The organism is Synechococcus sp. YX-04-1 (assembly GCF_030546365.1).
Lineage (GTDB): Bacteria > Cyanobacteriota > Cyanobacteriia > PCC-6307 > Cyanobiaceae > Parasynechococcus.
Window position 1 is genome coordinate 182,622 of record NZ_JAUONZ010000001.1, and the last position, 21,682, is coordinate 204,303.

The 21,682-nt window shown below is 46.7% G+C and carries 21 protein-coding genes and 1 riboswitch; of the genes, 19 read left to right on the plus strand and 2 right to left on the minus strand.

The features are described 5' to 3' along the window. Positions 1–8 precede the first annotated feature (8 nt). From pseB to Q3Y53_RS01025, 19 genes are all read left to right on the plus strand, one after another. On the plus strand, positions 9–1,004 hold the full coding sequence (gene pseB, locus Q3Y53_RS00935; RefSeq protein WP_303531808.1) for a UDP-N-acetylglucosamine 4,6-dehydratase (inverting): 996 nt from the start codon (positions 9–11) through the stop codon (positions 1,002–1,004). Continuing rightward, entirely contained in the window at positions 1,001–1,867 is an 867-nt protein-coding gene (locus tag Q3Y53_RS00940) for an aldo/keto reductase (RefSeq protein ID WP_303531810.1), read from the plus strand. The genes pseB and Q3Y53_RS00940 overlap by 4 nt, the downstream gene beginning before the upstream one ends. Positions 1,868–1,908: 41 nt before the next feature. Further along, positions 1,909–3,105: a DegT/DnrJ/EryC1/StrS aminotransferase family protein gene (locus Q3Y53_RS00945; protein WP_303531812.1), complete on the plus strand. Its 1,197-nt coding sequence runs from the start codon at positions 1,909–1,911 to the stop codon at positions 3,103–3,105. After that, a complete protein-coding gene (locus Q3Y53_RS00950; protein WP_303531814.1) occupies positions 3,102–3,977 on the plus strand; it encodes a sugar nucleotide-binding protein in 876 nt (291 codons plus the stop codon). The genes Q3Y53_RS00945 and Q3Y53_RS00950 overlap by 4 nt, the downstream gene beginning before the upstream one ends. Then, entirely contained in the window at positions 3,931–5,052 is a 1,122-nt protein-coding gene (locus tag Q3Y53_RS00955) for an N-acetylneuraminate synthase family protein (RefSeq protein WP_303531816.1), read from the plus strand. The genes Q3Y53_RS00950 and Q3Y53_RS00955 overlap by 47 nt, the downstream gene beginning before the upstream one ends. Further along, positions 5,049–5,732, plus strand: coding sequence for a glycosyltransferase (locus tag Q3Y53_RS00960; RefSeq protein WP_303531817.1), 684 nt, complete (start codon positions 5,049–5,051; stop codon positions 5,730–5,732). Before Q3Y53_RS00955 ends, Q3Y53_RS00960 begins: the two co-directional genes overlap by 4 nt. After that, on the plus strand, positions 5,729–6,919 hold the full coding sequence (locus tag Q3Y53_RS00965; protein ID WP_303531819.1) for a hypothetical protein: 1,191 nt from the start codon (positions 5,729–5,731) through the stop codon (positions 6,917–6,919). The genes Q3Y53_RS00960 and Q3Y53_RS00965 overlap by 4 nt, the downstream gene beginning before the upstream one ends. A 104-nt stretch (positions 6,920–7,023) precedes the next feature. Then, positions 7,024–8,070, plus strand: a complete 1,047-nt coding sequence (locus tag Q3Y53_RS00970; protein ID WP_303532735.1) for a Gfo/Idh/MocA family protein — start codon at positions 7,024–7,026, stop codon at positions 8,068–8,070. 137 nt (positions 8,071–8,207) lie between these two features. Continuing rightward, on the plus strand, positions 8,208–8,765 hold the full coding sequence (locus tag Q3Y53_RS00975; protein ID WP_303531820.1) for a hypothetical protein: 558 nt from the start codon (positions 8,208–8,210) through the stop codon (positions 8,763–8,765). Beyond that, positions 8,765–9,721, plus strand: coding sequence for a Gfo/Idh/MocA family protein (locus Q3Y53_RS00980; RefSeq protein WP_303531823.1), 957 nt, complete (start codon positions 8,765–8,767; stop codon positions 9,719–9,721). Before Q3Y53_RS00975 ends, Q3Y53_RS00980 begins: the two co-directional genes overlap by 1 nt. Then, positions 9,718–10,401 carry an acylneuraminate cytidylyltransferase family protein gene (locus Q3Y53_RS00985; protein ID WP_303531826.1) on the plus strand — a complete coding sequence of 228 codons (684 nt, stop codon included), beginning with the start codon at positions 9,718–9,720 and terminating at the stop codon, positions 10,399–10,401. Before Q3Y53_RS00980 ends, Q3Y53_RS00985 begins: the two co-directional genes overlap by 4 nt. Then, positions 10,398–11,396 carry an NAD-dependent 4,6-dehydratase LegB gene (locus tag Q3Y53_RS00990; RefSeq protein ID WP_303531828.1) on the plus strand — a complete coding sequence of 333 codons (999 nt, stop codon included), beginning with the start codon at positions 10,398–10,400 and terminating at the stop codon, positions 11,394–11,396. Before Q3Y53_RS00985 ends, Q3Y53_RS00990 begins: the two co-directional genes overlap by 4 nt. Beyond that, complete coding sequence (locus Q3Y53_RS00995) at positions 11,393–12,589, plus strand: LegC family aminotransferase (protein WP_303531831.1); 1,197 nt, start codon at positions 11,393–11,395, stop codon at positions 12,587–12,589. Before Q3Y53_RS00990 ends, Q3Y53_RS00995 begins: the two co-directional genes overlap by 4 nt. Further along, complete coding sequence (locus Q3Y53_RS01000) at positions 12,586–13,179, plus strand: NeuD/PglB/VioB family sugar acetyltransferase (RefSeq protein ID WP_303531833.1); 594 nt, start codon at positions 12,586–12,588, stop codon at positions 13,177–13,179. Before Q3Y53_RS00995 ends, Q3Y53_RS01000 begins: the two co-directional genes overlap by 4 nt. Further along, positions 13,164–14,174 (plus strand): N-acetylneuraminate synthase, encoded by a 1,011-nt coding sequence (neuB, locus tag Q3Y53_RS01005; protein ID WP_303531835.1) that lies wholly within the window; start codon positions 13,164–13,166, stop codon positions 14,172–14,174. Before Q3Y53_RS01000 ends, neuB begins: the two co-directional genes overlap by 16 nt. Further along, positions 14,167–15,297, plus strand: a complete 1,131-nt coding sequence (gene neuC, locus Q3Y53_RS01010) for a UDP-N-acetylglucosamine 2-epimerase (RefSeq protein WP_303531837.1) — start codon at positions 14,167–14,169, stop codon at positions 15,295–15,297. The genes neuB and neuC overlap by 8 nt, the downstream gene beginning before the upstream one ends. Positions 15,298–15,328: 31 nt before the next feature. Then, positions 15,329–16,693: an N-acetyl sugar amidotransferase gene (locus tag Q3Y53_RS01015; RefSeq protein WP_303531841.1), complete on the plus strand. Its 1,365-nt coding sequence runs from the start codon at positions 15,329–15,331 to the stop codon at positions 16,691–16,693. A 2-nt stretch (positions 16,694–16,695) separates the two neighbouring features. Next, entirely contained in the window at positions 16,696–18,123 is a 1,428-nt protein-coding gene (gene hisH, locus Q3Y53_RS01020) for an imidazole glycerol phosphate synthase subunit HisH (protein ID WP_303531845.1), read from the plus strand. Beyond that, positions 18,123–19,181 carry a nucleotidyltransferase family protein gene (locus Q3Y53_RS01025; RefSeq protein ID WP_303531847.1) on the plus strand — a complete coding sequence of 353 codons (1,059 nt, stop codon included), beginning with the start codon at positions 18,123–18,125 and terminating at the stop codon, positions 19,179–19,181. The genes hisH and Q3Y53_RS01025 overlap by 1 nt, the downstream gene beginning before the upstream one ends. 3 nt (positions 19,182–19,184) lie before the next feature. Here Q3Y53_RS01025 and Q3Y53_RS01030 read toward each other — a convergent pair whose 3' ends face one another. Together Q3Y53_RS01030 and thiC are read right to left on the minus strand one after the other, a co-directional pair. Next, positions 19,185–20,108, minus strand: coding sequence for a hypothetical protein (locus Q3Y53_RS01030; RefSeq protein WP_303531850.1), 924 nt, complete (start codon positions 20,106–20,108; stop codon positions 19,185–19,187). Positions 20,109–20,134: 26 nt separating this feature from the next. Then, a complete protein-coding gene (thiC, locus tag Q3Y53_RS01035) occupies positions 20,135–21,502 on the minus strand; it encodes a phosphomethylpyrimidine synthase ThiC (RefSeq protein ID WP_303531853.1) in 1,368 nt (455 codons plus the stop codon). Positions 21,503–21,548: 46 nt separating this feature from the next. Further along, positions 21,549–21,656: riboswitch (TPP riboswitch) on the minus strand. Between the last annotated feature and the right edge of the window lie 26 nt (positions 21,657–21,682).

A 21,682-nucleotide genomic window follows, 5' to 3' on the forward strand; every position in this document is an offset into this window, starting at 1 on the left:
CAACTTAGGTGAGAAGCATAGTCGATGATGCAGTAGTTCTTGTTACAGGTGGAACGGGATCATTTGGCAAGAAATTCAGCAAATATATATTAGAAAAGACAAGTATAAAAAAACTAATAATTTTCTCAAGGGACGAAATGAAGCAATGGAATATGGCCCAGGAATTCAAAGAATACAGTAATATACGATTTTTTTTAGGAGACGTTCGCGACAAAGAAAGACTAAATAGAGCCCTAAGCGATGTTGATTTTGTCATACATGCCGCAGCCCAGAAGATTGTTCCAACGGCAGAATATAATCCATTTGAGTGTATTAAAACGAATATAAATGGAGCGATGAACGTTATTGACTGTGCAATTGACAATAACGTCAAAAAAGTAATAGCACTCTCGACGGATAAGGCATCAAGTCCAATTAACTTATACGGAGCAACAAAACTAGCCTCGGATAAAACGTTTATAGCAGCTAATAGTTATAGTGGTGAAAATAACACTATCTTTAGCGTTGTCCGATATGGAAATGTGATGGGATCTAGAGGTTCGGTAATACCATTTTTTCATAAGATAAAAAATCAGGGTGTGCTACCGATAACACATCCAGACATGACACGATTTATGATCACGCTTGAACAAGGTATCAGTTTAGTTCTGCATGCATTAGAAGACTGCGAAGGAGGCGAAACGTATGTGAAAAAGATTCCCTCTATGTCAATAATGGATATAGCAAAAGCCATAGCTCCTGATGCCGATATCAAGATAATTGGCAAGCGCGCAGGAGAAAAACTCCATGAAGAGATGATCAGTGCTCATGATGCTGATTTTGTCTATGAATATAGGGATTACTACAAAATTCTTCCACATATGCCACAGTGGGGAGATAATATAGATAGAATAAAAGGTGGTGTAAAAGTTGACGAAGACTTTAGATACGAAAGCTCAGCAAATGATCATTGGATGAGTATTTCTGATCTCAAATTATGGATCACTAACAACATACAAGCATGAAACTTGGGATCGGAACAGCACAATTTGGATTAAACTATGGAGTAAATAACAAAAATGGGATACCCGACTTAGATGAAATAAGGAGAATTTTAGACATAGCCAGAGGCAATAATATAAAAAAAATTGACACTGCAATGTCTTACGGAGATGCGCACATAAAACTTGGAAAAGCAGGTGTGCAAGACTTTGAAATTGGCTCAAAGATACCAAGAGTAGAAGGAGATACCAAGAAAGAAATCAGAACTTTTGTAATAAATAATGTAGAAAGAACTCTTGCCGAACTAAGAATAGACTCTATACATAGAATATTCCTTCATAATCATAAAGACTACAATATACATAAAGAAGCAATACAAGAAGCCATAGGTGAGCTTAAAAATTCTGGGAAAGTTTATCAATTCGGGGTGTCAATGTATCGACCGAATGATATCATCAAAGCGGCAGAAGATAAGCAATTAGATGTTTTTCAAGTTCCCATAAATATCTTAGACAGAAGTTTCGAAATGGCAGGCTTTATAGAACATGCGATAAAAAACAAGAAAATTATACAAGCAAGATCAGTTTTTCTGCAGGGTTTATTGCTCAAAGATTTAGACAAGTTAGGAAGTCACTTTGAGAAGTGGCAAGACATATTTGAGCAGCTTGAAGACGAAGCCAAAGAAAGAAATATGACTAGAAAAGAATTAGCACTTTCTTATATTCTGGATCAAAATATTGAAAGTTTTGTTATCGGCATAGAAACAAGCCGTCAGCTAAAAGAATTAATTGTTGCTCTTGAAAGACTAAGTGCAACAAGGCAAAAAAAATACCCACATTTTAAAGTTGATGAAGACCTGATAAATCCAACAAAATGGCCGCGATAAGAACCTGACTTATTAGAATGCCAGAAGTGAGTGCAAGAGTCATGGCTGGACGAATTTCCAAAAACGAAGAAAAATATGTATTAGATGTTCTTAATAAAGAATTCAGGTCCTCTAGCGGTGCGTATTACATGAAAAAGCTAGAAGATTTATTTTGTCTAAAATATCGAGTAAAGCACGCAATCTCATTTGTAAATGGAACAGCTACTATGCATTGTGCTTTAGAAGCACTGGGGATTGGAGTAGGTGATGAAGTTATAGTGCCACCACTGACAATGTCAGCGACCACGTTTGCAGTACTTCAAGCCAATGCTACGCCGATATTTGCAGATGTACTAGAGGCAACATTTAATATTGATCCGGAATCCATAAAAAAGAGAATTACTAATAGAACAAAGGCAATAATAACCGTTTCATTATATGGATTAAGCGCTGAAATGAAGGAGATAAAAAGAATTGCGGACGAACACAATATAGCAGTAATAGAGGATAATGCTGAGTGCTTTTATGGTAAGTATGACAACGATTGGGCTGGGAAAATAGGAGATTGTGCCAGTTATAGTTTTCAAAGCTCTAAGCACTTAACTAGTGGTGAAGGTGGCATGGTGACAACAGATAATGATCAATTAGCTGAAAAAATTAGGCAAATTCAATCATTAGGTTATGCTGGGGTGAGTGCAAAAAAAAGCAAAATTTCAAAGATAGATATACAAGACCCAAAATATAAACGACATGTAAGTATGGGATGGAATTATAGAATGCCGGAACTTTGTAGTGCTGTAGCCCTTGGCCAAGTTGAGAGGATGGAAGAGCTAGTACAACGAAGAGTAGATGTAGCAAATATATATTTAAATGAAACAGAGCAATACCATAATTGGTTTCGTCCACAATCAGTGCCAAAAAACTGTGAACATTCATATTGGACATGGGCATGTGTTAACGAGAGAGAAGACTTGAGCTGGTACGACATAAGAAACACATTTATTGAGTTTGGCGGAGACCCTGTATACGCTGCATGGGAACTAACATATCTAGAGCCTATGTTCCAAAACAACAAACTACTGGGAAGAGAAAACTTACTTACTAAAGAAGCGCAAAAAACATATAAAAAGGGTTCTTGTCCAATTGCAGAAAGTTTACAGCCAAGATTATTTCAGTTTAAGACAAATTACTGGGAAAAATCTACGCATAAAGCACAAGCGCAAGCAAAGATATTAAAAAAGACATTAGGTTCGCTATGAGCAAAGAGAAAATAATAGTTTTAGGGGGAAAGGGGCTTCTTGGAAGTCATTTAATAAATTCATTAAGTCATAAGTGGCAGCCAATAAGCGCAGGAAAGTCAGAAGACAATGAAATTGTATTCGATGTCTTGTCAATACAAGATTGGATCAAGATTTTTAAAAATGAAAATCCCAAAACAATTATCAATACATATGGCTACACCAATGTAGACGGATGTGAGCATAATATCAATCTTGCGTACAAATTGAACTCTCTAGTACCTGCAGTAATCCAAGCAGCACAAAAGCTGTGTGGAAAGACTATATATACCATACATATATCTACGGACCAGATATACTCTGGATCAAGTTGGTATGATGAGGGAATGGATCCAAAACCTCTTAATCACTACGGAAAAACTAAGTTGCTGGGCGAAAGTTATCTTGATATAAATCATACAATCATACTAAGAACTAACTTTTTTGGCAGATCAAAGAGCGATAAGAAAATAAGCTACACAGATTGGATCTTCAACAAATTAAAAGCGAAAGAAAATATTTGTCTGCACGAAAATGTATTATTTACACCAATACACATGAATGAATTAGCAAAGATAGTGATCGTGGCAATGGAGAAATGCATGACAGGAGTATTTAATGTGGGATCAACTACAAAATTGAGTAAATTAGACTTTGCGGTACACTTCGCAGAAACAGTAGGGGTAAGTACCAAAACGATTATAGTTACTAAATACGAACAGCAAAATTCCCCAATCAAAAGACCAACTGATATGTCTTTAGATGGACGTAAGCTAGTAGAAGCATCTGGTGTAGAATTAATGAGCCTTGAGCAAAACATTCAGCTTTGCGCCAATGAATATAAATTTAGCTGAGGGAGCTCAATCCATAGTTATTGATGGATTTGAGATAAATCAGAATAGTAATACATACTTCATAGCCGATATTGCAGCAAATCACGACGGAAACTTAAATAAAGCAATCGACTTAATTTACTCAGCTAAAGAGGCAGGTGCACACGCTGCAAAATTCCAACATTTCAATGCAAAGACAATAGTGAGTAATAAGGGTTTTAAGGATCTTGCAGGAAAACTGGCACACCAATCAAAATGGAAAAAGACTGTTTATGAAGTATATGAAGATGCCTCAATTTCAACTGAATGGACAAAAATACTAAGTGATACCTGCAAAAAAGCAGGAATTAGTTTTTTCTCAAGTCCATATTCATTTGAATTAGTTGACCATATTGATGAATTTGTGCCCGCATATAAAATAGGATCTGGGGACATAACATGGACTCAGTTAATTGCATATATCGCAAAGAAAAATAAGCCAGTTATTATGGCCACTGGAGCCTCAAATATGGATGAGGTTGAAATTGCCGTTGAAGTGGCAACTAAGCACAATAAAAATGTTGCATTGCTGCAGTGCAACACTAATTATACTGGAGCGGAGGAGAATATGAATTATATAAATTTAAACGTCCTAAGAACATATAGAAAGATATTTCCAGGACTGATATTGGGTCTAAGTGATCACACTAAGACTCATACTTCTGTACTTGGTGCAGTTGCTTTAGGGGCAAAAATTATAGAAAAGCATTTTACATTGGACAATAGTCTTGAAGGGCCAGATCATTCATTCTCCTTAACTCCTACAAAATGGATAGAGATGGTAAAATTGGTCAATGAATTGGAAAGTAATATGGGAAGCTTTGAAAAGAAAGTGGAAAACAATGAGCTCTCTTCCAAAATAGTACAAAGAAGAAGCATCAGAAGTAATAAGCCGCTTAAAAAAGGTCAAGTAATTACATTGGAAGATCTAGATTATTTAAGGCCATGTCCAGAAGGTTCACTTAGTCCAAGCGAAGTAAAGAAAGTAATAGGGAAAAGTCTTGTCACTGATATTGAAGAAGGAGAAAGTATTCACGAATGTAATCTTGAAAAATGAAAGATATTCTAATAGCCATTCCAGCGTATAATGAAGAAAAAAGTATTAGGTCTGTAATAAGAAATTGTTTTGAATATGGAGATGTCCTGGTATTGAATGATTGTTCAAGTGACCAGACCCAAGAGATTTGTGAAGAAGAAGCATGTGAAATTATTAAAGGTGAAAGAAATGTTGGTTACAGCCTAACTATTGATGAAGCAGTTAAATACGCTCATAAACAAAAATATGAAATACTATTATTTATTGATGGTGATGGACAACATCCGACAGAGAGTATACCTGACTTTATTTCTTCATTAAAGGGTGGATACAGTGCGGCAGTAGGAGATCGAGGGAATATGATTCAAAGACCGATTGAAAAATTATCCTCCCACATATGTAATATATTTTTTGGAATTCATGATGTTTATTGTGGGATGAAAGGTTTTAAGCTGACAGATTATCCTTACGAAAAAATAGAAGCCCATGACAATTGCTTTGGATTAGTGCATATCTTTGATTACTATATTGACAATCTAGATATAAAGAATATAGAGATTAACTGCGAAAAAAGGTTATACGGTAATAGCAGGCTTGGGGTGTCAGAACTTAAAAACAACTTGCAACTGCTTCGAGGATTAATTATGGCGATTTGTATTGCTTACACAAAAAATATAATATATAGGTGGAAAGAATCATGAGTAAACAGCAAAATACAATAGTTGTCTGCGTAGAAAATTATAATTCTTTTCTAGATATATATCCAGTACATATTCTGCTAAAGCTGAGCACTTTATTTGACGTGATAGTGTTAATAAAAGAAGAAGATAGATCAGAATTAATATTAAAAATTAGAGATTCTTTTCTTCCCCAATGCAAACTAAAAATACTTTGCCTAGATAAAGTAGAAGAATTAAATGAGCTTTTACAGATTCTCCAAATAATTAAAAAATGTGCCTTAATTGTGAGCTGTACACATGGACATAAGCAACGATTCATTATTAATTTATTAAATAATCTTAAATGCGAGGCAATAAAAATAGGTTACTCATTAACAAGACCATCGTTTATGGAATATCAACACTATGATCAAAGAAGCACGCTTCGGCCAAAAGGTATAAATAGACGAATGTATTATGACTTTAATCAATGGTATAATATATTATTGCAATCACCTGATGAGTTCAATAATGATTTCGAGTTATCTAAATTGGATAGAATTTATTGCCCAACAATAGAATGGACCAATCACTATACAAGATATTTCGACTCAACAATATATTACGACCAAGATGTATTGTCATATCCTAAATTCAAGAAAAGTATCGTCAATTACGATAAAACCTTGTTGATCGCACTTGATATTGGCTGTAGCGGTAAAGGTTATAACTATTTGATTAATGATATAGTCTGGGTAATTAAAGAACATAATATAACTATTTTAAGAGTAAGGCCTCATCCAGGCAACACTAAACAAATAATCAACATAATAAAAGAGCTCAAAAGACTAATATCCAAGAGTATCAAGCATGAGATCAACATATTACTAAGCATGCCAAATAAAATAACACTGGAAAGTGATATGAATCAGTGCAAATTCATACTTTCAGGCCTTTCTACAATACTGTACTCAGCATACCGATTTTATGAAAAGATATTCTATGTCAGCAAGGGTTATGCAGAAGAATGTATGAAAACAAGAAAAATATATAGAACTTTTCCGAAGGTAGAAGAAATGGTGCCTGCAAACGTGAGAAAAGACAGTAAAATAAGACATTATATTGTTTATGAAAACAAAGCTCATCCGGCTCGTAAATCAGAATATCTTGAAAGCAAGGCGTTAATAGGAAGTCAATACGATTATATAGTCAACTTCTTAAGTAGATGACTTTCAAGGATAAGAGAATAAAATATCTTGAATATCTATATCTTTCAATGCCCACAGGACAACTAAATCAACATTTTTGTAATAAGATAAAATAAGTGAAGCCGATGTCGATTATGCCCTCAGCCAAACACCTAGATGCCTGCATTGTCGGCTGTGGTCGAATGGGGCAAAGACATGCTCAAGTAATTGAAAGTCTCGGATTAAAATTATCCGCCATTGTAGACATTTCAGAGGCTCGATGCAAGCAAGTTATAAATGAATGGCAAGGATTGAATGCACCAGAATCATATAACACTCTCGAAAGCTTACTAGAAAACCATATACCTGATCTTATCGTTATCGCGACAACAGCAAACTGCCATGCAAAGCAGGCGCTTCAAGCGATATATGCTGGAGTACCTTATATTCTACTTGAGAAACCAGTTGCGACATCTTTATGTGACTGCATAACAATTCACGAAGCCTGTAGAAAGAATCAGGCAAAAATTGCAGTAAACCACCAAATGCGATATCTGCCGCAATATCAGTTGCCTAAAATGTTATCGACTTCAGCAGCCTATGGAGGCTTCAAAGCCATGACAGTGACAGCAGGAAATTTCGGATTGGCCATGAATGGTACACATTACCTAGAGGCTTTTCGCTTTATGGCTGATGAAGCTCCAAAAGAGGTTTCCGCTTGGTTTGATTCGGAAACCCTTGCGAATCCTCGCGGATCACAATTTGAAGACATGTCTGGTTGCATCCGAGTCACTACTGAGTCAGGGAAACGGCTTTACATCGACGCCTCTTCTGACCAAGGACACGGCGTACAGGTGACATATATGAGCCGAAATGGACGAATCACCATTGACGAACTCACAGGAACAATGGCCACCATTGTTCGACAGCCTGAGCATCACGAAGCTCCCACTAGTCGCTACGGAATGCCGGTTTTCATTGAGGAGCAAAAAATCAAACCTGTGGAGCTTGTCGATTCGACCAAAGCTGTCTTGGAGGCCCTTATTAAAGGCGAAAATTATCCGACGCTACAAGACGCCACTCTCGCTGTAAAAACCTTAGTAGCCGCCTATCACTCCTATCGCAAAGGTGGCATATCTGTGAAGTTAGCCGGCATTCCTGACGATGATCCAGAGGTGTTTCCCTGGGCGTGATCAGATCTATGAAAGTGCCAAATGGCATTCATTTCGCATCAAGTTATTTGCACTGGATTACCCAAACGGAGGCTAGTCATGGTTGTTTTCAACTTGATGCCGTTTTGGACTGGTATCCGCCAGGCGATGCGAATGGCATGTCATACGTTCTGGCAGCAGCTGTCCCAGCCGGCCGCATGTATGCAACAGACGGCCCCCTACTCAAGCAGCCGCCTTACAGCTTTCAGCTAATCGCTGGGCATCTGGAACACACCATCCAGCGACGGGCTTTGGATCGTGACCAGCCCAATGTTCCGAGTGACAACACTCAACCGCACAATCACACGTTCAAAACTCTCCGCTGGGAGCTGAGCACTTGCCTGGCCAAACCATTACGGCCCGAAACCCTGGCAGCTATTCCTCATCCCCTCCCCACGCTGAACATTTTTGTCGAGTTGGAGCTCAACGGAGGGCTATTGCGCCTTCAGGCACCTCTGCGCCACTGGAACCACCGGAGCAATCCATCTGGTTGGCAGATCGAGACAGGACCTTTGCTCTGGCCCATGGATCTGCATGCTTTTGCGGCAGATCCCTACACCAACTGGCTATCTACTGCTTGGATCCAAGCCAATCATGCAGGTCGTGTCACCATGAGCGGCGAGCGCCTGCCCTGCCATGAGCAAGAGGCGCAGCTCTCTCTCTTGATGCTGGCCTGATGGGTTCAACCTCCGCTTTGCGCGTGGCTTTTGTGGGCGCCGGGTACATGGCCTCGGAACACATATATGCCTTCGCTTCCTGCCCTGACGTCGAGTTGGTGGGTATTCACAGCCGCAGCACTCACCGCGCCGAAGCCCTATCAACGCTCAACCCAGGGCTGGAAGTTTTTCCCACCATTGAGTCCCTCCACAGCCAGACCAATGCTGATCTTGTGGTGATCGCGGTGCCGGAATTGGCCTGTCAAACCATCTGCGAACAGGCCTTTAAGCATCCCTGGACACTACTGATCGAGAAACCAGTTGGATACACGCTGACGCAGGCGCGCCAAATCGAGCGGACGGCTGCTGCCCTTGGGGCAAAGGCCTACGTGGCGCTAAACCGGCGCTTCTACGGATCAACCCTTCAGTTGCAGAACGCGCTTCAAAGCACTGAGGGGCAGCGAGTCGTGACAATCCTCGACCAAGAGGATGCGGAGAGTGCCCTGGCCGCAGGCCAACCAGCAGAGGTCGTGCACAACTGGATGTATGCCAACTCGATCCACCTGATCGATTACTTCGCCCAGCTCTGTCGCGGAGACCACATTGGCACGGAGATTCTTACGCCCTGGAAACCAAACAAGCCTGGCCCAGTCATCGCCCATCTCCAATTCAGTTCGGGCGACATCGGCCTCTATCAAGCCGTATGGAATGCCCCTGGTCCGTGGAGTGTGGCCGTATCTACAACACCCCTGCGAGCAGAGCTTCGGCCCATCGAGCAACTCAATCTGCAAAGAGCCGGTTCACGCCAGCCAGAGCTCCAAGCCAGAGATCCACTCGATCAGCAGTTCAAACCCGGATTGTTGCGGCAGGCCCAGGCGGCAATCCAAGCCGCCAAAGGCCAATCCACCATGCTGCCCAGCCTAAAGGAAGCCAACCGCAGCATGGCATTGGTGGCGTCGATCTACGGAATGGAATGACACTTCTGGCGCTCATCCCAGCCCGTGGCGGCTCCAAGGGAATCCCAGGCAAGAACATCCGTCAACTGGTCGACAAACCTCTGATCGCCCACACCATTCAGGCGGCCTTGGCCATCCCTGCCCTTAAACGGGTGGTTGTGAGCACCGATGATCCAGCTATTGCTGAGGTTGCCCAACGATGGGGTGCAGAGGTGCCCTTTCTGCGTCCGCCGGAGCTGGCTGCGGACGACACACCGGGGATTGCGCCAGTTCTCCATGCCCTCGAGCAGTTGGCCGAGGTGAGCCAAGTGCTGTTGCTACAGCCCACATCTCCGCTTCGCAGCAAAAGGGATATTGATGGAATCCTTGCGTTTCAGCGCAAGCATCAATGCCCTTCTGTGGTGTCCGTCTGCGAAACCGGCAAACACCCCCAGTGGAGTTATCGCTTAGGAACCTCGGGGAAACTGAGCCCATTCGTCACGCCTGCTCCCGCAAGCTGCCGCCAACAGCTCGAGCCGGCCTATGCCCTCAACGGTGCGATGTATCTATGTGACCGCACCTGGCTGCAGAATCACGGCAGCTTTATCGGCCCAGACACCCTGGGCTATCCCATGCCTCCCGAGCGCTCTGTGGACATCGACACCCCCCTCGACTGGCTCTGGGCTGAAACGCTCTACCAACACCAGGGAGAGACCTCATGAATCGTGTGTTGGTGACGGGAGCTGATGGCTTCATTGGCTCCCACCTAGTCGAGGCCCTGCTTAAAGCAGGTCATCAAGTGCGTGCCTTCTGTCTTTACAACTCGCTCGGCAGCTGGGGGTGGCTGGACAGCCTTCCTCCTGCTGCAAAGGCTGAACTGGAGGTGGTGTTGGGAGACATCCGTGACCCACTGTGCGTACGCGAAGCCATGCGTGGATGTGATCAGGTGTTCCACCTGGCTGCTCTGATTGCCATCCCTTACAGCTACATCGCTCCTGCCAGTTACATCGACACCAACATCCACGGAACCCTCAACGTGGTGCAAGCGGCCAGAGACCTGGAAGTTAACCGCGTGGTTCACACCTCAACCTCCGAAACCTATGGCACAGCTCAATTTGTGCCCATCACGGAAGCGCATCCACTGGTGGGGCAATCGCCCTACGCCGCCAGCAAAATTGGAGCGGATCAAATCGCCCTGAGCTACTGGCGCAGCTTTGAGACGCCCGTGGCAGTTTTGCGTCCATTCAACACCTATGGCCCACGCCAGAGCACCCGGGCTGTCATCCCCACAATCATCAGCCAAATCGCTGCAGGCCAACACCAAATTTCACTAGGTGCCCTCTCACCCACCCGTGATTTCAATTACGTCTCCGATACCTGCGCCGCCTTTCTAGCGGTAGCCGCCAGCGATGTTGCTCTTGGGCAAGTAATCAATGCAGCCAGCCAGTTTGAAATCTCCATTGGCGATACCGCTGAATTAATCGCCGACGTGATGAATGCCGAGGTGGAGATCATCACCGACGAACAGAGACTCAGACCTGAAGCATCTGAAGTGAACAGGCTGTTTGGTGACAACAGTCGCTTGCGTGAGCTCACCGGTTGGCAGCCGGCCTTTGGTGGATTGGGCGGTTTCCGCCAGGGGTTGCAGAACACCGCCGAATGGTTTTCGGACCCGGCCAATCTGGCGCGTTATCGGCCTGGCAGCTACGCCGTATGAATCAAGCCCAAGCAATTCTCAAAGCTCTTGAACAGGTGTGCGGCAGCACCTCACCGGACAAGCCGATCTCCCTGCACGAACCAAATTTCGGGGGCACCCAGGCCTGGGAATACGTGCACGACTGCCTCGACAGCGGCTGGGTGAGCACAGCGGGGCAATGGGTCAGCCGATTTGAGCAAGAGCTGTGTGCCCTTACAGGCGCCGCTCACACGATCGCCGTAACCAACGGCACCGTGGCGCTGCGCCTGGCTCTTCATCTTGTAGGCGTCCAAGCAGGCGATGAGGTGTTGTTGCCGCCCCTGAGTTTTGTAGCCACGGCCAATGCCGTGGCTCATCTTGGGGCGATTCCCCACTTTGTGGATATCGAAGCAGGTTGCCTCGGGATGGATCCCAAGGCGCTGGCGGAGCGGCTTGAGTCCGTTGCTGAACAACGCGATGGCGTCCTTTCCAACCGCGTTACAGGACGAAGGCTGGCAGCTGTACTGCCTGTGCATGTATTCGGTCATCCAGCGCTGATCGAAGAATTGCGTGCAGTGGCAGAAGCTTGGGAACTGCCACTCATCGAGGATGCCACTGAGGCGCTCGCGAGTTGGCGCAACGGAACCCACTGCGGCTTGTTTGGCGACGTAGGCACCTTGAGCTTCAACGGCAACAAGCTGATCACCACTGGCGGAGGCGGGGCGCTTCTGACCAACTCTGCCGAGTTAGCCCAAGGCGCCCGTCATCTCTCCACGACAGCCAAGCTCCCTCATCCCTGGGAGTTTGAGCACGATGCGGTCGGCTGGAACGACCGCCTGCCCAACCTCAACGCAGCCCTCGGTGTGGCCCAACTGGAAGACCTTGGGCGTCGCCTTACGGCAAAGCGGAAGCTGGCTGACTGCTATGCAGCAGCCTTCGAAGACCTGCCTGGCGTAGAACTCGTAGATGAACCGCAGGGGTGTCGCAGCAACCACTGGCTGATGAGTCTGCGATTTCTCGACGAAAATCCCTCCGAAGCCCAAGCACAGAGGCTGCAGGTCTTGGAAGCAGCCCATGCCGAGGGCTTGCTGCTTCGCCCGGTCTGGAAACTACTCAGTCAGCTTCCGATGTATTCCCAGGCCCCGCGAGGGAATCTTGCGACGGCCGAAGACGAGGCCTCGCGCCTGTTGAACCTGCCCAGCAGCCCCCAGTTGTTAGAGGGGTGGAACCGATGAAACCCTTGCTTCTCATTGGAGCAGGTGGCCATGCTTGCTCCCTAATTGATCTAATTGAAACGCAGGGCGAGTGGCACATCCACGGATTGATTGGACTGCCCGAACAGGTGGGTTCAACGGTGCTTAGCTATCGCGTTCTCGGTACTGATGATGACTTGCCGACTCTGCGATCCACCTGTCCAGCTGCGCTGTTGGCCATTGGACAGCTACCGGATCCGGCACCACGTCAGCAGCTTGCATCTCAGCTGAAGCATCTCGGCTTCCTCTGTCCGGTGGTGATTTCCCCCCATGCTGTCGTAAGCCGCCACGCCACCCTTGGTGAAGGCTCAGTTGTTGGCCACGGGGCGATTGTGAATGCCGGAGCTGCCGTGGGGCTGCACTGCACCGTGAACACCCTTGCTCTGATTGAGCATGATGCCCAGGTGGGAGATCACTGCCATGTGAGTACCGGCGCGCTGGTGAATGGCGGTGTGCAACTAGGAACAGGGTGCTTCATCGGCAGCGGTGCGATGCTGCGGGAGGGTTTGCAGCTGCCTGCAGGCACCGTTATCAGTGCTGGCAAACGGGTAATGGGATGGCCACTGTTGTAATCGCTGAAGCCGGGGTGAACCACAACGGCGATCTTGCCCTGGCCAAGCAACTTGTACATGCGGCGGCAACAGCAGGGGCTGATGCGGTGAAATTCCAAACCTTCACAGCAGCCGACCTGGCCACAGCGGCAGCACCCAAGGCCGCATATCAAACCAGCAACGACGGCGCCGGCAGCCAGCGCGACATGCTGGCACGCTTGGAGCTGAGCCCGGCCCAGCACCACAAGCTGGCTGCCTACTGCCGGGAGTGCGGGATTGCTTTTCTCTCCACCGCTTTTGGGCTGAGCGAGCTGAAGCTGCTGCTGGATCTTGGGATCAGCGCGATAAAGGTGCCCTCCGGTGAGATCACCCATCGTCCCTTGCTGGAGGCTATGGCCACGGCCGCAGCAAGCTCCCACTTACCGGTGTATCTCTCCACCGGCATGAGCACGCTCGGAGAGGTGGAGGCAGCTCTCCAGATTTTTCTTGAAGCAGGCCTAACACGGGATGCCGTCACGGTGTTGCACTGCCTCAGTGCCTACCCCGCACCAGAAGACCAGATCAATCTGCAAACCCTGCGCACTCTGGCCAGCGCTTTTGGCTGTCCAGTCGGATACTCCGATCACACCCTGGGGCTCACCGCCCCATTAGCAGCCGTGGCCTTAGGGGCGGTAGTGATTGAAAAACATCTCACGCTGGATGTGAATCTTCCTGGCCCAGACCACCGTGCCAGCCTCGAACCCAAGGCCTTTGCCGCCATGGTGGCCGCCATCCGCAGCTGCGAACGCATGCTCGGCGATGGCCGAAAACAGCCCCAAGCGGCCGAACTGAACACCCGCCTGGTTGCCCGCCGCAGCCTGCGGGCAGCACGTTTCATCCCAGCCGGCCAGACCTTCCAGCCAGACGATTTGGTCTGCCAACGCCCTGGTAATGGACTGAGTCCGATGCTCTTCCCGAAGTTGCTTGGCCGCCGGGCTGACCGGAACTATCAGCCTGGTGAGACTATCGATGGTTAATGCACCAGATCAGCGGCGCATTGCCGTCTTCACCGGTAGCCGAGCGGAATACGGCCTGCTAAGGCACCTAATCGCTGGAATCGCCACTGAACCCTCCCTGAAACTTCAGCTAATCGTCAGTGGAAGCCATCTCAGTGCCTTTCATGGCAACACCCTCACAGAAATTGAAGCCGATGGCCATCAGGCGGCGGCTCAGGTAACCCTGTCGCTTGATCAGAAGCCTGCCCATTCCATGGCAGTTTTGAGTGCTGAGGCTATGGCTGGCGTCGCAAACGCACTGGAAGAGCTACAACCCGAACTACTCATCCTGCTGGGCGACCGCTACGAGGCCTTCGCCGCCGCCGCCGCTGCTCATCTTCTTGGGATCGACTTGGTGCACCTTCATGGGGGAGAAACGACGAAGGGAGCTGTAGACGATCGCCTTCGCCATGCGATCACGCAACTCAGTACCTGGCACTTCACTGCCGCCGAGCCATACCGCCAAAGCGTGATCGCCATGGGCCATCCCCCTGATCACGTCTTCAATGTCGGGCCAATGGTGAAAGACGGCCTGGTTGCGATGTCAACCGCCAACCGGAAAGCTTTTGAAGAGAGCACAGGCTTTCGCTTTGGCGAATGCAACGTGTTGATCACACACCACCCAGAAACCCTGCTGCCGGACCGGGGGCTGACAGGCTTCGAAGCACTGCTACTGGCACTAGAAGAGACTCCCTGCAATGTGCTGTTCACGCATCCCAACGCCGATGCGGGGAGAGATCAACTGTTGTCACGACTAGAGGCTTTTGTGCAAAAACATCCGCAGAGAAGCTGGGCTGTGCCCTCCTTGGGGCAGAAGCGCTACCTGGCAGCCCTACAACTGTTTGAAGCCATGGCCGGCAACTCCTCGAGCGGCGTCATCGAAGCTCCACTTGTAGGCATACCTGTTCTCAACATCGGTGCCCGCCAGGCCGGACGCTTGCGCTATGCCTGTGTTTGGGATGCCGAAGCCAATCTCCAAGCCATAACAGAGGGTCTGAGAGCGGTTCTCCGAGCAGGAATACGCACAAGCTGGCCACGTCCACGACCCCAGCCCGATTCGGCGCCAACAACAGTGATTCTGAACTGGTTGCGGTCGAGAGGCTAACGATAAGATTCGACGAAACTTCGTCGCCGGCATGGTGCGTTATTGGTATCCCCAGCCCGTCGACAAAACTCCATTTCGTTTAACCGAGCCCAGCCAAGCGCTGTATGGCCTACCCCTAGAGACCAAGTTCTGCCGATCATGCGTGATCAGCAACCAGCGGCCTTCGAGCACGGCTGAATTCAAAAATGATGGCAAGGCACCAAAGCAAGCCATCCACTTTGATGATCAAGGTATATGTGATGCATGCCGGGTCAAAGAGCAGAAAACGACCATCAATTGGCAACAACGAGAACAGGAACTACGAGAGCTATGCAACCGTCATCGAAGGACTGATGGACGGTATGACTGCTTAGTACCAGGGAGCGGCGGCAAAGACAGCTTCATGCAAGCTCACCTACTGAAATACAAATATGGAATGCATCCACTTACATGCACCTGGGCACCGCATATATACACCGACTGGGGATGGAAAAACCATCAAGCATGGGTTCACGCAGGATTCGACAATATTCTTTTTACTCCGAATGGTCGTGTTCACCGATTGATCACTCGACTAGCAGTAGAAAATCTATTTCACCCATTTCAGCCCTTCATGTTGGGCCAAAAGAATCTCGCCCCAAAAATAGCTTCTCTTTACGAAATCCCATTAATTTTCTATGGCGAAAACGAAGCTGAATATGGAAATCCAAAAGCAGACATGCAGTCGTCCAAGCGAAGTTGGGACTATTTCACTGCTTCATCTGAAGATGAGATTTTTCTTGGAGGAGCTCCTCTTTCGCAGCTACGGGAACTTGGGCTTGAAAAGATTGATTGGGAACCGTACCTTCCCATCGATCCACAAACCATTGAAAGCAAAAATATCGAAGTGCATTACTTGGGATACTACGAGAAATGGCACCCTCAAAGCGCCTACTACTATTCTGTAGACAATGGGGGTTTTCAAAGCTCGCCCGAGAGAACAGCAGGAACATACAGCACATACAACTCTATTGACGATAAAATTGATGATTTTCACTACCACACAACGTGGATTAAATTTGGCATTGGAAGAGCCACATACGACGCTTCACAGGAAATCCGTTCAGGAGACTTAACACGAGAAGAAGGCTTGGCACTCGTGAAAAAGTATGACGGAGAATTCCCTGAACGATGGGCCAAAGAAATCTTCGACTACCTCAGCCTTCCAACGAGTGAATTCCCCATCGCGAGTCTCGCGTTTGAACGAGCGGACTTTGATCGCGAGTACTACGAACGACTTTGCGATAAATTTCGCTCCCCCCATCTTTGGCATTGGAACGACAGCAAAGGGTGGACGTTGCGTCATAATTCCTGGGATGAAAATGCTGTCCAGCAAGAAGCGACAGCTGCTGGCTGGCAAGGGAATCCTGCCAAGTAACGATGAGTTTATGCAAGCGCCTCATCGCAAGGCTGGATGTCAAGGGGAACAAGTTAATCAAAGGGATTCGTTTTGAAGGTTTACGCGTTCTAGGAGATCCCGTTGAGGCAGCGTATCAATATGCCCATGAGGGAATTGATGAAATGCTATTCATTGATGCTGTAGCAAGCCTTTACGGAAGAAACAGCCTCACAGAGATTCTCAGACAAACCACACGAGAGGTCTTTGTTCCAATTACGGCTGGCGGAGGCGTCAGAAGTGTTGAAGATGCAGCAAAGCTTCTCGCATCAGGAGCGGACAAAATTGCTCTTAATACTGAATCCCTCAAGCGTCCAGAACTGATCACTGAATTGGCCAGGGAATTTGGCAGTCAATGTGTTGTGGCATCGATCCAGGCACGCCAAGTGAAGCCTTTAACGTGGGAAGCGATGGGTGAAGCAGGTCGAGAGCGAAGTGGGAAAAATGTATTGACTTGGATGCAAGAGGTACAAGAGCGGGGAGCTGGTGAAATCCTTTTAACATCGATTGACCAAGACGGAACTTGCCAAGGCCCAGATCATGAATTAATCAATAAGGCAGCCGCTGATCTCTCGATTCCACTCGTGGTTTGCGGAGGATTTTCAACCCACAGCGAAATCAGCCAGACATTCCAACAAAATCTTGTTAGCGGCATAGCCATTGGCGCAGCTTTTCACAAAAAGAAGATTGGGATTGCTACTTGCAAGAACAAACTCAAGAGCGAAAAAATTAGGATACGAACTCATAAATCTGAAACATCAACAAATGACAAGCCACTAATGAGGTGCAATATCGCCGTCGTTGATTACGGCATGGGAAATCAGCAAAGCCTGATCAACGCCCTTCAATATCTTGGAAGCAAGGTACTCCTTAGTGATCAATGGGACGAGCTAAAAAAATACGATTTGATCATGCTGCCAGGAGTAGGCTCTTTCCCCGAGGGAATCAAAAAGCTTCAAGAGAGAAATTTGATTATGCCTCTAATCGATTGGGCGAATAGAGGCAAGCCAATCATTGGCATTTGCCTGGGAATGCAAATGTTATTTGAAAGAGGAGAGGAGTTTGAAATAACTGAAGGACTCGGCTTATTGCGTGGTACAGTAAAAAAATTAAATCCAAGTTCACATGAAGTGATAGGTACTCTGCCGCTACCACATATGGGATGGAATCGACTCAATATAGAAAATTCATCAAAAGCCGAAAGCACCGAATTCGACCAATATTTTGTGCATAGTTATGCAGCAAAAGGCATCGATCAATCAGTCATCTTACATTCATCAAACTATGGAAGTGAGCAGATCGTAGCGAGCATTCAGTATAAAAACGTAGTTGGATTTCAATTCCATCCAGAGCGCAGTGGTGAGAATGGTTTAACCCTTTTAACTACAACAATTCTAGAGCTTTTAAACTGATGACAATTCATACACTTATCCACGACTGGCAGTCCATCACCATTGATCTTGACAGTCAATTTTCTCAGGCCCTAGAAGTAATCAACGAAGGTGGTTATCAACTTTGTCTGGTCCGCAATTCAACGGGCTCCCTATTGGGGATGGTGACCGATAGCGATATCAGAAAAGCCCTCTTAAAAGGTATAGATCTCGATGCTTCTGTGGAAAAGATTATGAATAAGTCTCCACTCATTGTCTCTCCAGATCTTGGCGAGAATGAAGCGCATCAACTGATGCTGGTCAATCATTTCTTCCATCTTCCAGTTGTCAATGATCAGGGCCATCTTGTTGGCCTGCATGTTGCGGAACAGCTTCAAAGTATATCGCAGCGAAACGAAACGCTTGTCATCATGGCTGGCGGTCGAGGCAAACGTTTAATACCTTTAACCGATACATGTCCTAAACCAATGTTGCCAATAAATGGAAAGCCAATTTTAGAGCATCTTATTGACAGAGCGAAAGCAGATGGATTCTCAAAAATTGTTATTTCCGTAAACTATCTTTCAGATCAAATCATCAATCACTTCCAGGATGGATCCCGCTTTGACGTCCAAATAAATTATATCCATGAAAATAAACCTCTTGGCACAGCAGGATCGCTTTCTCTTCTAAGTAAAGAGACCGTAAAACACCCAATCATTGTTACCAATGGCGATGTATTAACCAATGTAAGTTATTCGGATCTGCTTTCCTCACTTTATAGCAACGAAAGTGATGGCATAATGGCAATACGACTACAAGAATGGCAAAATCCTTTTGGAGTTGTTCATAGCGAAGGAACACGGCTAATTGGCTTAGAAGAAAAACCAACCTATCGCCATCAAGTTAATGCTGGAATTTATGCTCTGAAACCCAAACTCATTTCATTAATCAAACGGAATAGCTACTGCGATATGACGGACCTATTCTCTTTGGGAATAGAAAAAAAATTAAATCTCAATGTCTTTCCATTGCATGAAAGCTGGCTCGACATTGGAAGGCACAGCGACTATAAAATAGCGCAAGAAAAAGTGAATTAACAATTAATCCAATTTCTTAATCCCTGTCGTTTTCATGTATTCACTATCACCCAAATAGCCAAGATTTAAACCTCTATGCAGAGCAAAATCTTTCAAGAAAGTAAATCCTCGGTCAAATTCTTCGATGTAGCTTTGCTCTCCAACTGCAGACTTTTTCTGAGAGAGAAGATTTTCTATGAATTTTTGTATCCGATGGGAAGTATTTCGATGCAGAAGCGAGATACGTTCGTTCCGTCCATCCCACTCAGCAAGCCATGGATTGCACATAGAAAGACAACGTACTATATCAAGCGTCAACTCATCATCATCAGAAAAAAAGTAATCTGGATTATGGGGATCAACAGCAGTAAAAACGATATTTTTTGCCCCCAACCAAATCATTATCATCGTATTTAAAAATAAAGTATTGCGCACAGAAGGAAGATAAGGTATAGCCCCCTTGCTTCTTTTATTTATAATATCATCATAATCCTGTACAGTTGGTAAATCTTTCATGCCATTGTCAATATATGGATCAGACCACATAATTGTGGCTGAATTCATGAAAACTGGAGGAACTTTGCTGTAAACACCATGAATCAAAAAACTTGGTCGGTTTTTAGAATGGTGAATAGCAGCCTCCAGCGTACAAGCATGCGTCGATGTAATTAAATCAACCTTCAATTCTCTATGGAAATTTGTCCAATGCACCCCAGACTTAAACCAATTTTTCGTTGATTTTGATATAGAGCTCATTTTAGATTCATATCCTGCACCTACAACCAAAACAGTATTTTTTTGCCTAATTAATGACTGAATGGATTTCAATGTATTGATATTTTCTTGATAGATCTGAAGCCAATCACGTGTCTTGGTTGAAAAAGAAGGGTGCCTTAGCTGAATCGCATTGGCCAAGGCATTTCCAAACGGCGTAAGATTCTTGGTCACGTCAAATCTGAAAAAATCAATTTATGTCATACGTGCAAGTTTTTCTTGAGCTTTAACTCAAGGTCGGCTAAATCTTGATCGGTGATCTTGGTCTGCATCGGGCAGTGCTTTGGTCCGCACATCGAACAGAACTCAGCCTGCTTGTAGATATCAGCCGGTAGGGTTTCATCGTGATACTCCTTGGCCCGCTCGGGATCCAAGGACAGCTCAAACTGCTTGTTCCAGTCGAAGGCATAACGGGCCCGACTGAGCTCATCATCACGATCACGGGCACCGGGGCGGTGACGAGCGATGTCAGCAGCGTGAGCGGCGATCTTGTAAGCGATCAGACCTTCGCGCACGTCCTCGGCATTGGGCAGACCAAGGTGCTCCTTCGGGGTTACGTAACAGAGCATCGCTGTGCCATGCCAACCAGCCATGGCCGCACCAATCGCGGAGGTGATGTGGTCATAACCAGGGGCAATGTCCGTCACCAGCGGACCAAGAACATAGAAAGGAGCTTCGTTGCACTCCTCCATCTGCTTCCTCACATTGAACTCAATCTGGTCGAGGGGCACGTGACCTGGGCCCTCGACCATCACCTGCACGTCGTGCTTCCAGGCACGTCGGGTGAGTTCTCCCAAGGTGTGCAGTTCAGCCAGCTGAGCAGCATCTGAAGCATCGTGTTGGCAACCAGGACGTAACGAGTCCCCTAAGGAGAAAGTGCAGTCGTAACGCTTGAAGATTTCGCAGATGTCGTCGAAACGCGTGTAGAGAGGGTTCTGCCGGTGGTGATACAGCATCCACTGGGCCAGGATCCCACCGCCGCGGCTCACAATGCCGGTGATCCGACCCTTCACCTTGGGCAGGTGCTCAATCAGAAGACCAGCGTGGATGGTCTGGTAGTCCACACCCTGCTGGCAGTGTTTCTCGATGATGTGGAGGAAGTCGTCTTCATCCAGCTTCTCGATTGAGCCATGCACGCTCTCGAGAGCCTGGTACACAGGCACGGTGCCGATTGGCACTGGTGAGGCATTAATGATTGCCATGCGCACCTCATCAAGATTGACGCCACCGGTGGAAAGATCCATCACCGTGTCTGCGCCATACTTCACAGCCAGCTTCAGCTTCTTCACCTCTTCGGCAGCGTCCGAGGCATTGGGAGAGGCGCCGATGTTGGCGTTCACCTTGCACTTGCTGGCGATGCCGATCGCCATCGGCTCAAGGTTGGCGTGATTGATGTTGGCCGGAATGATCATGCGGCCCCGGGCCACCTCTTCCATGATGAGCGATTCCGGCAGGTTCTCGCGCTTGGCCACATGGGCCATCTCTTCAGTAACTACGCCCTGACGGGCGTAATACATCTGAGAAACGTTCGCCTTGCCCTTGCGAGATTCAACCCAGCTAGCGCGCATGATCTGAGAAGCAACGGAGTACCCAGAGGTCGACCGAGTAGCCGCAGATCACGCTCAAACACTTCCCTTCGCCGGCATGACCCGGAAACAGGTTCGGAGGGTGTGATCTCAGTCCAGGCCTTGATTGGAGACCCGGACACCCCTAGTGATGAGCAAACGCTAGCAAGAGTCCCGCAGGTG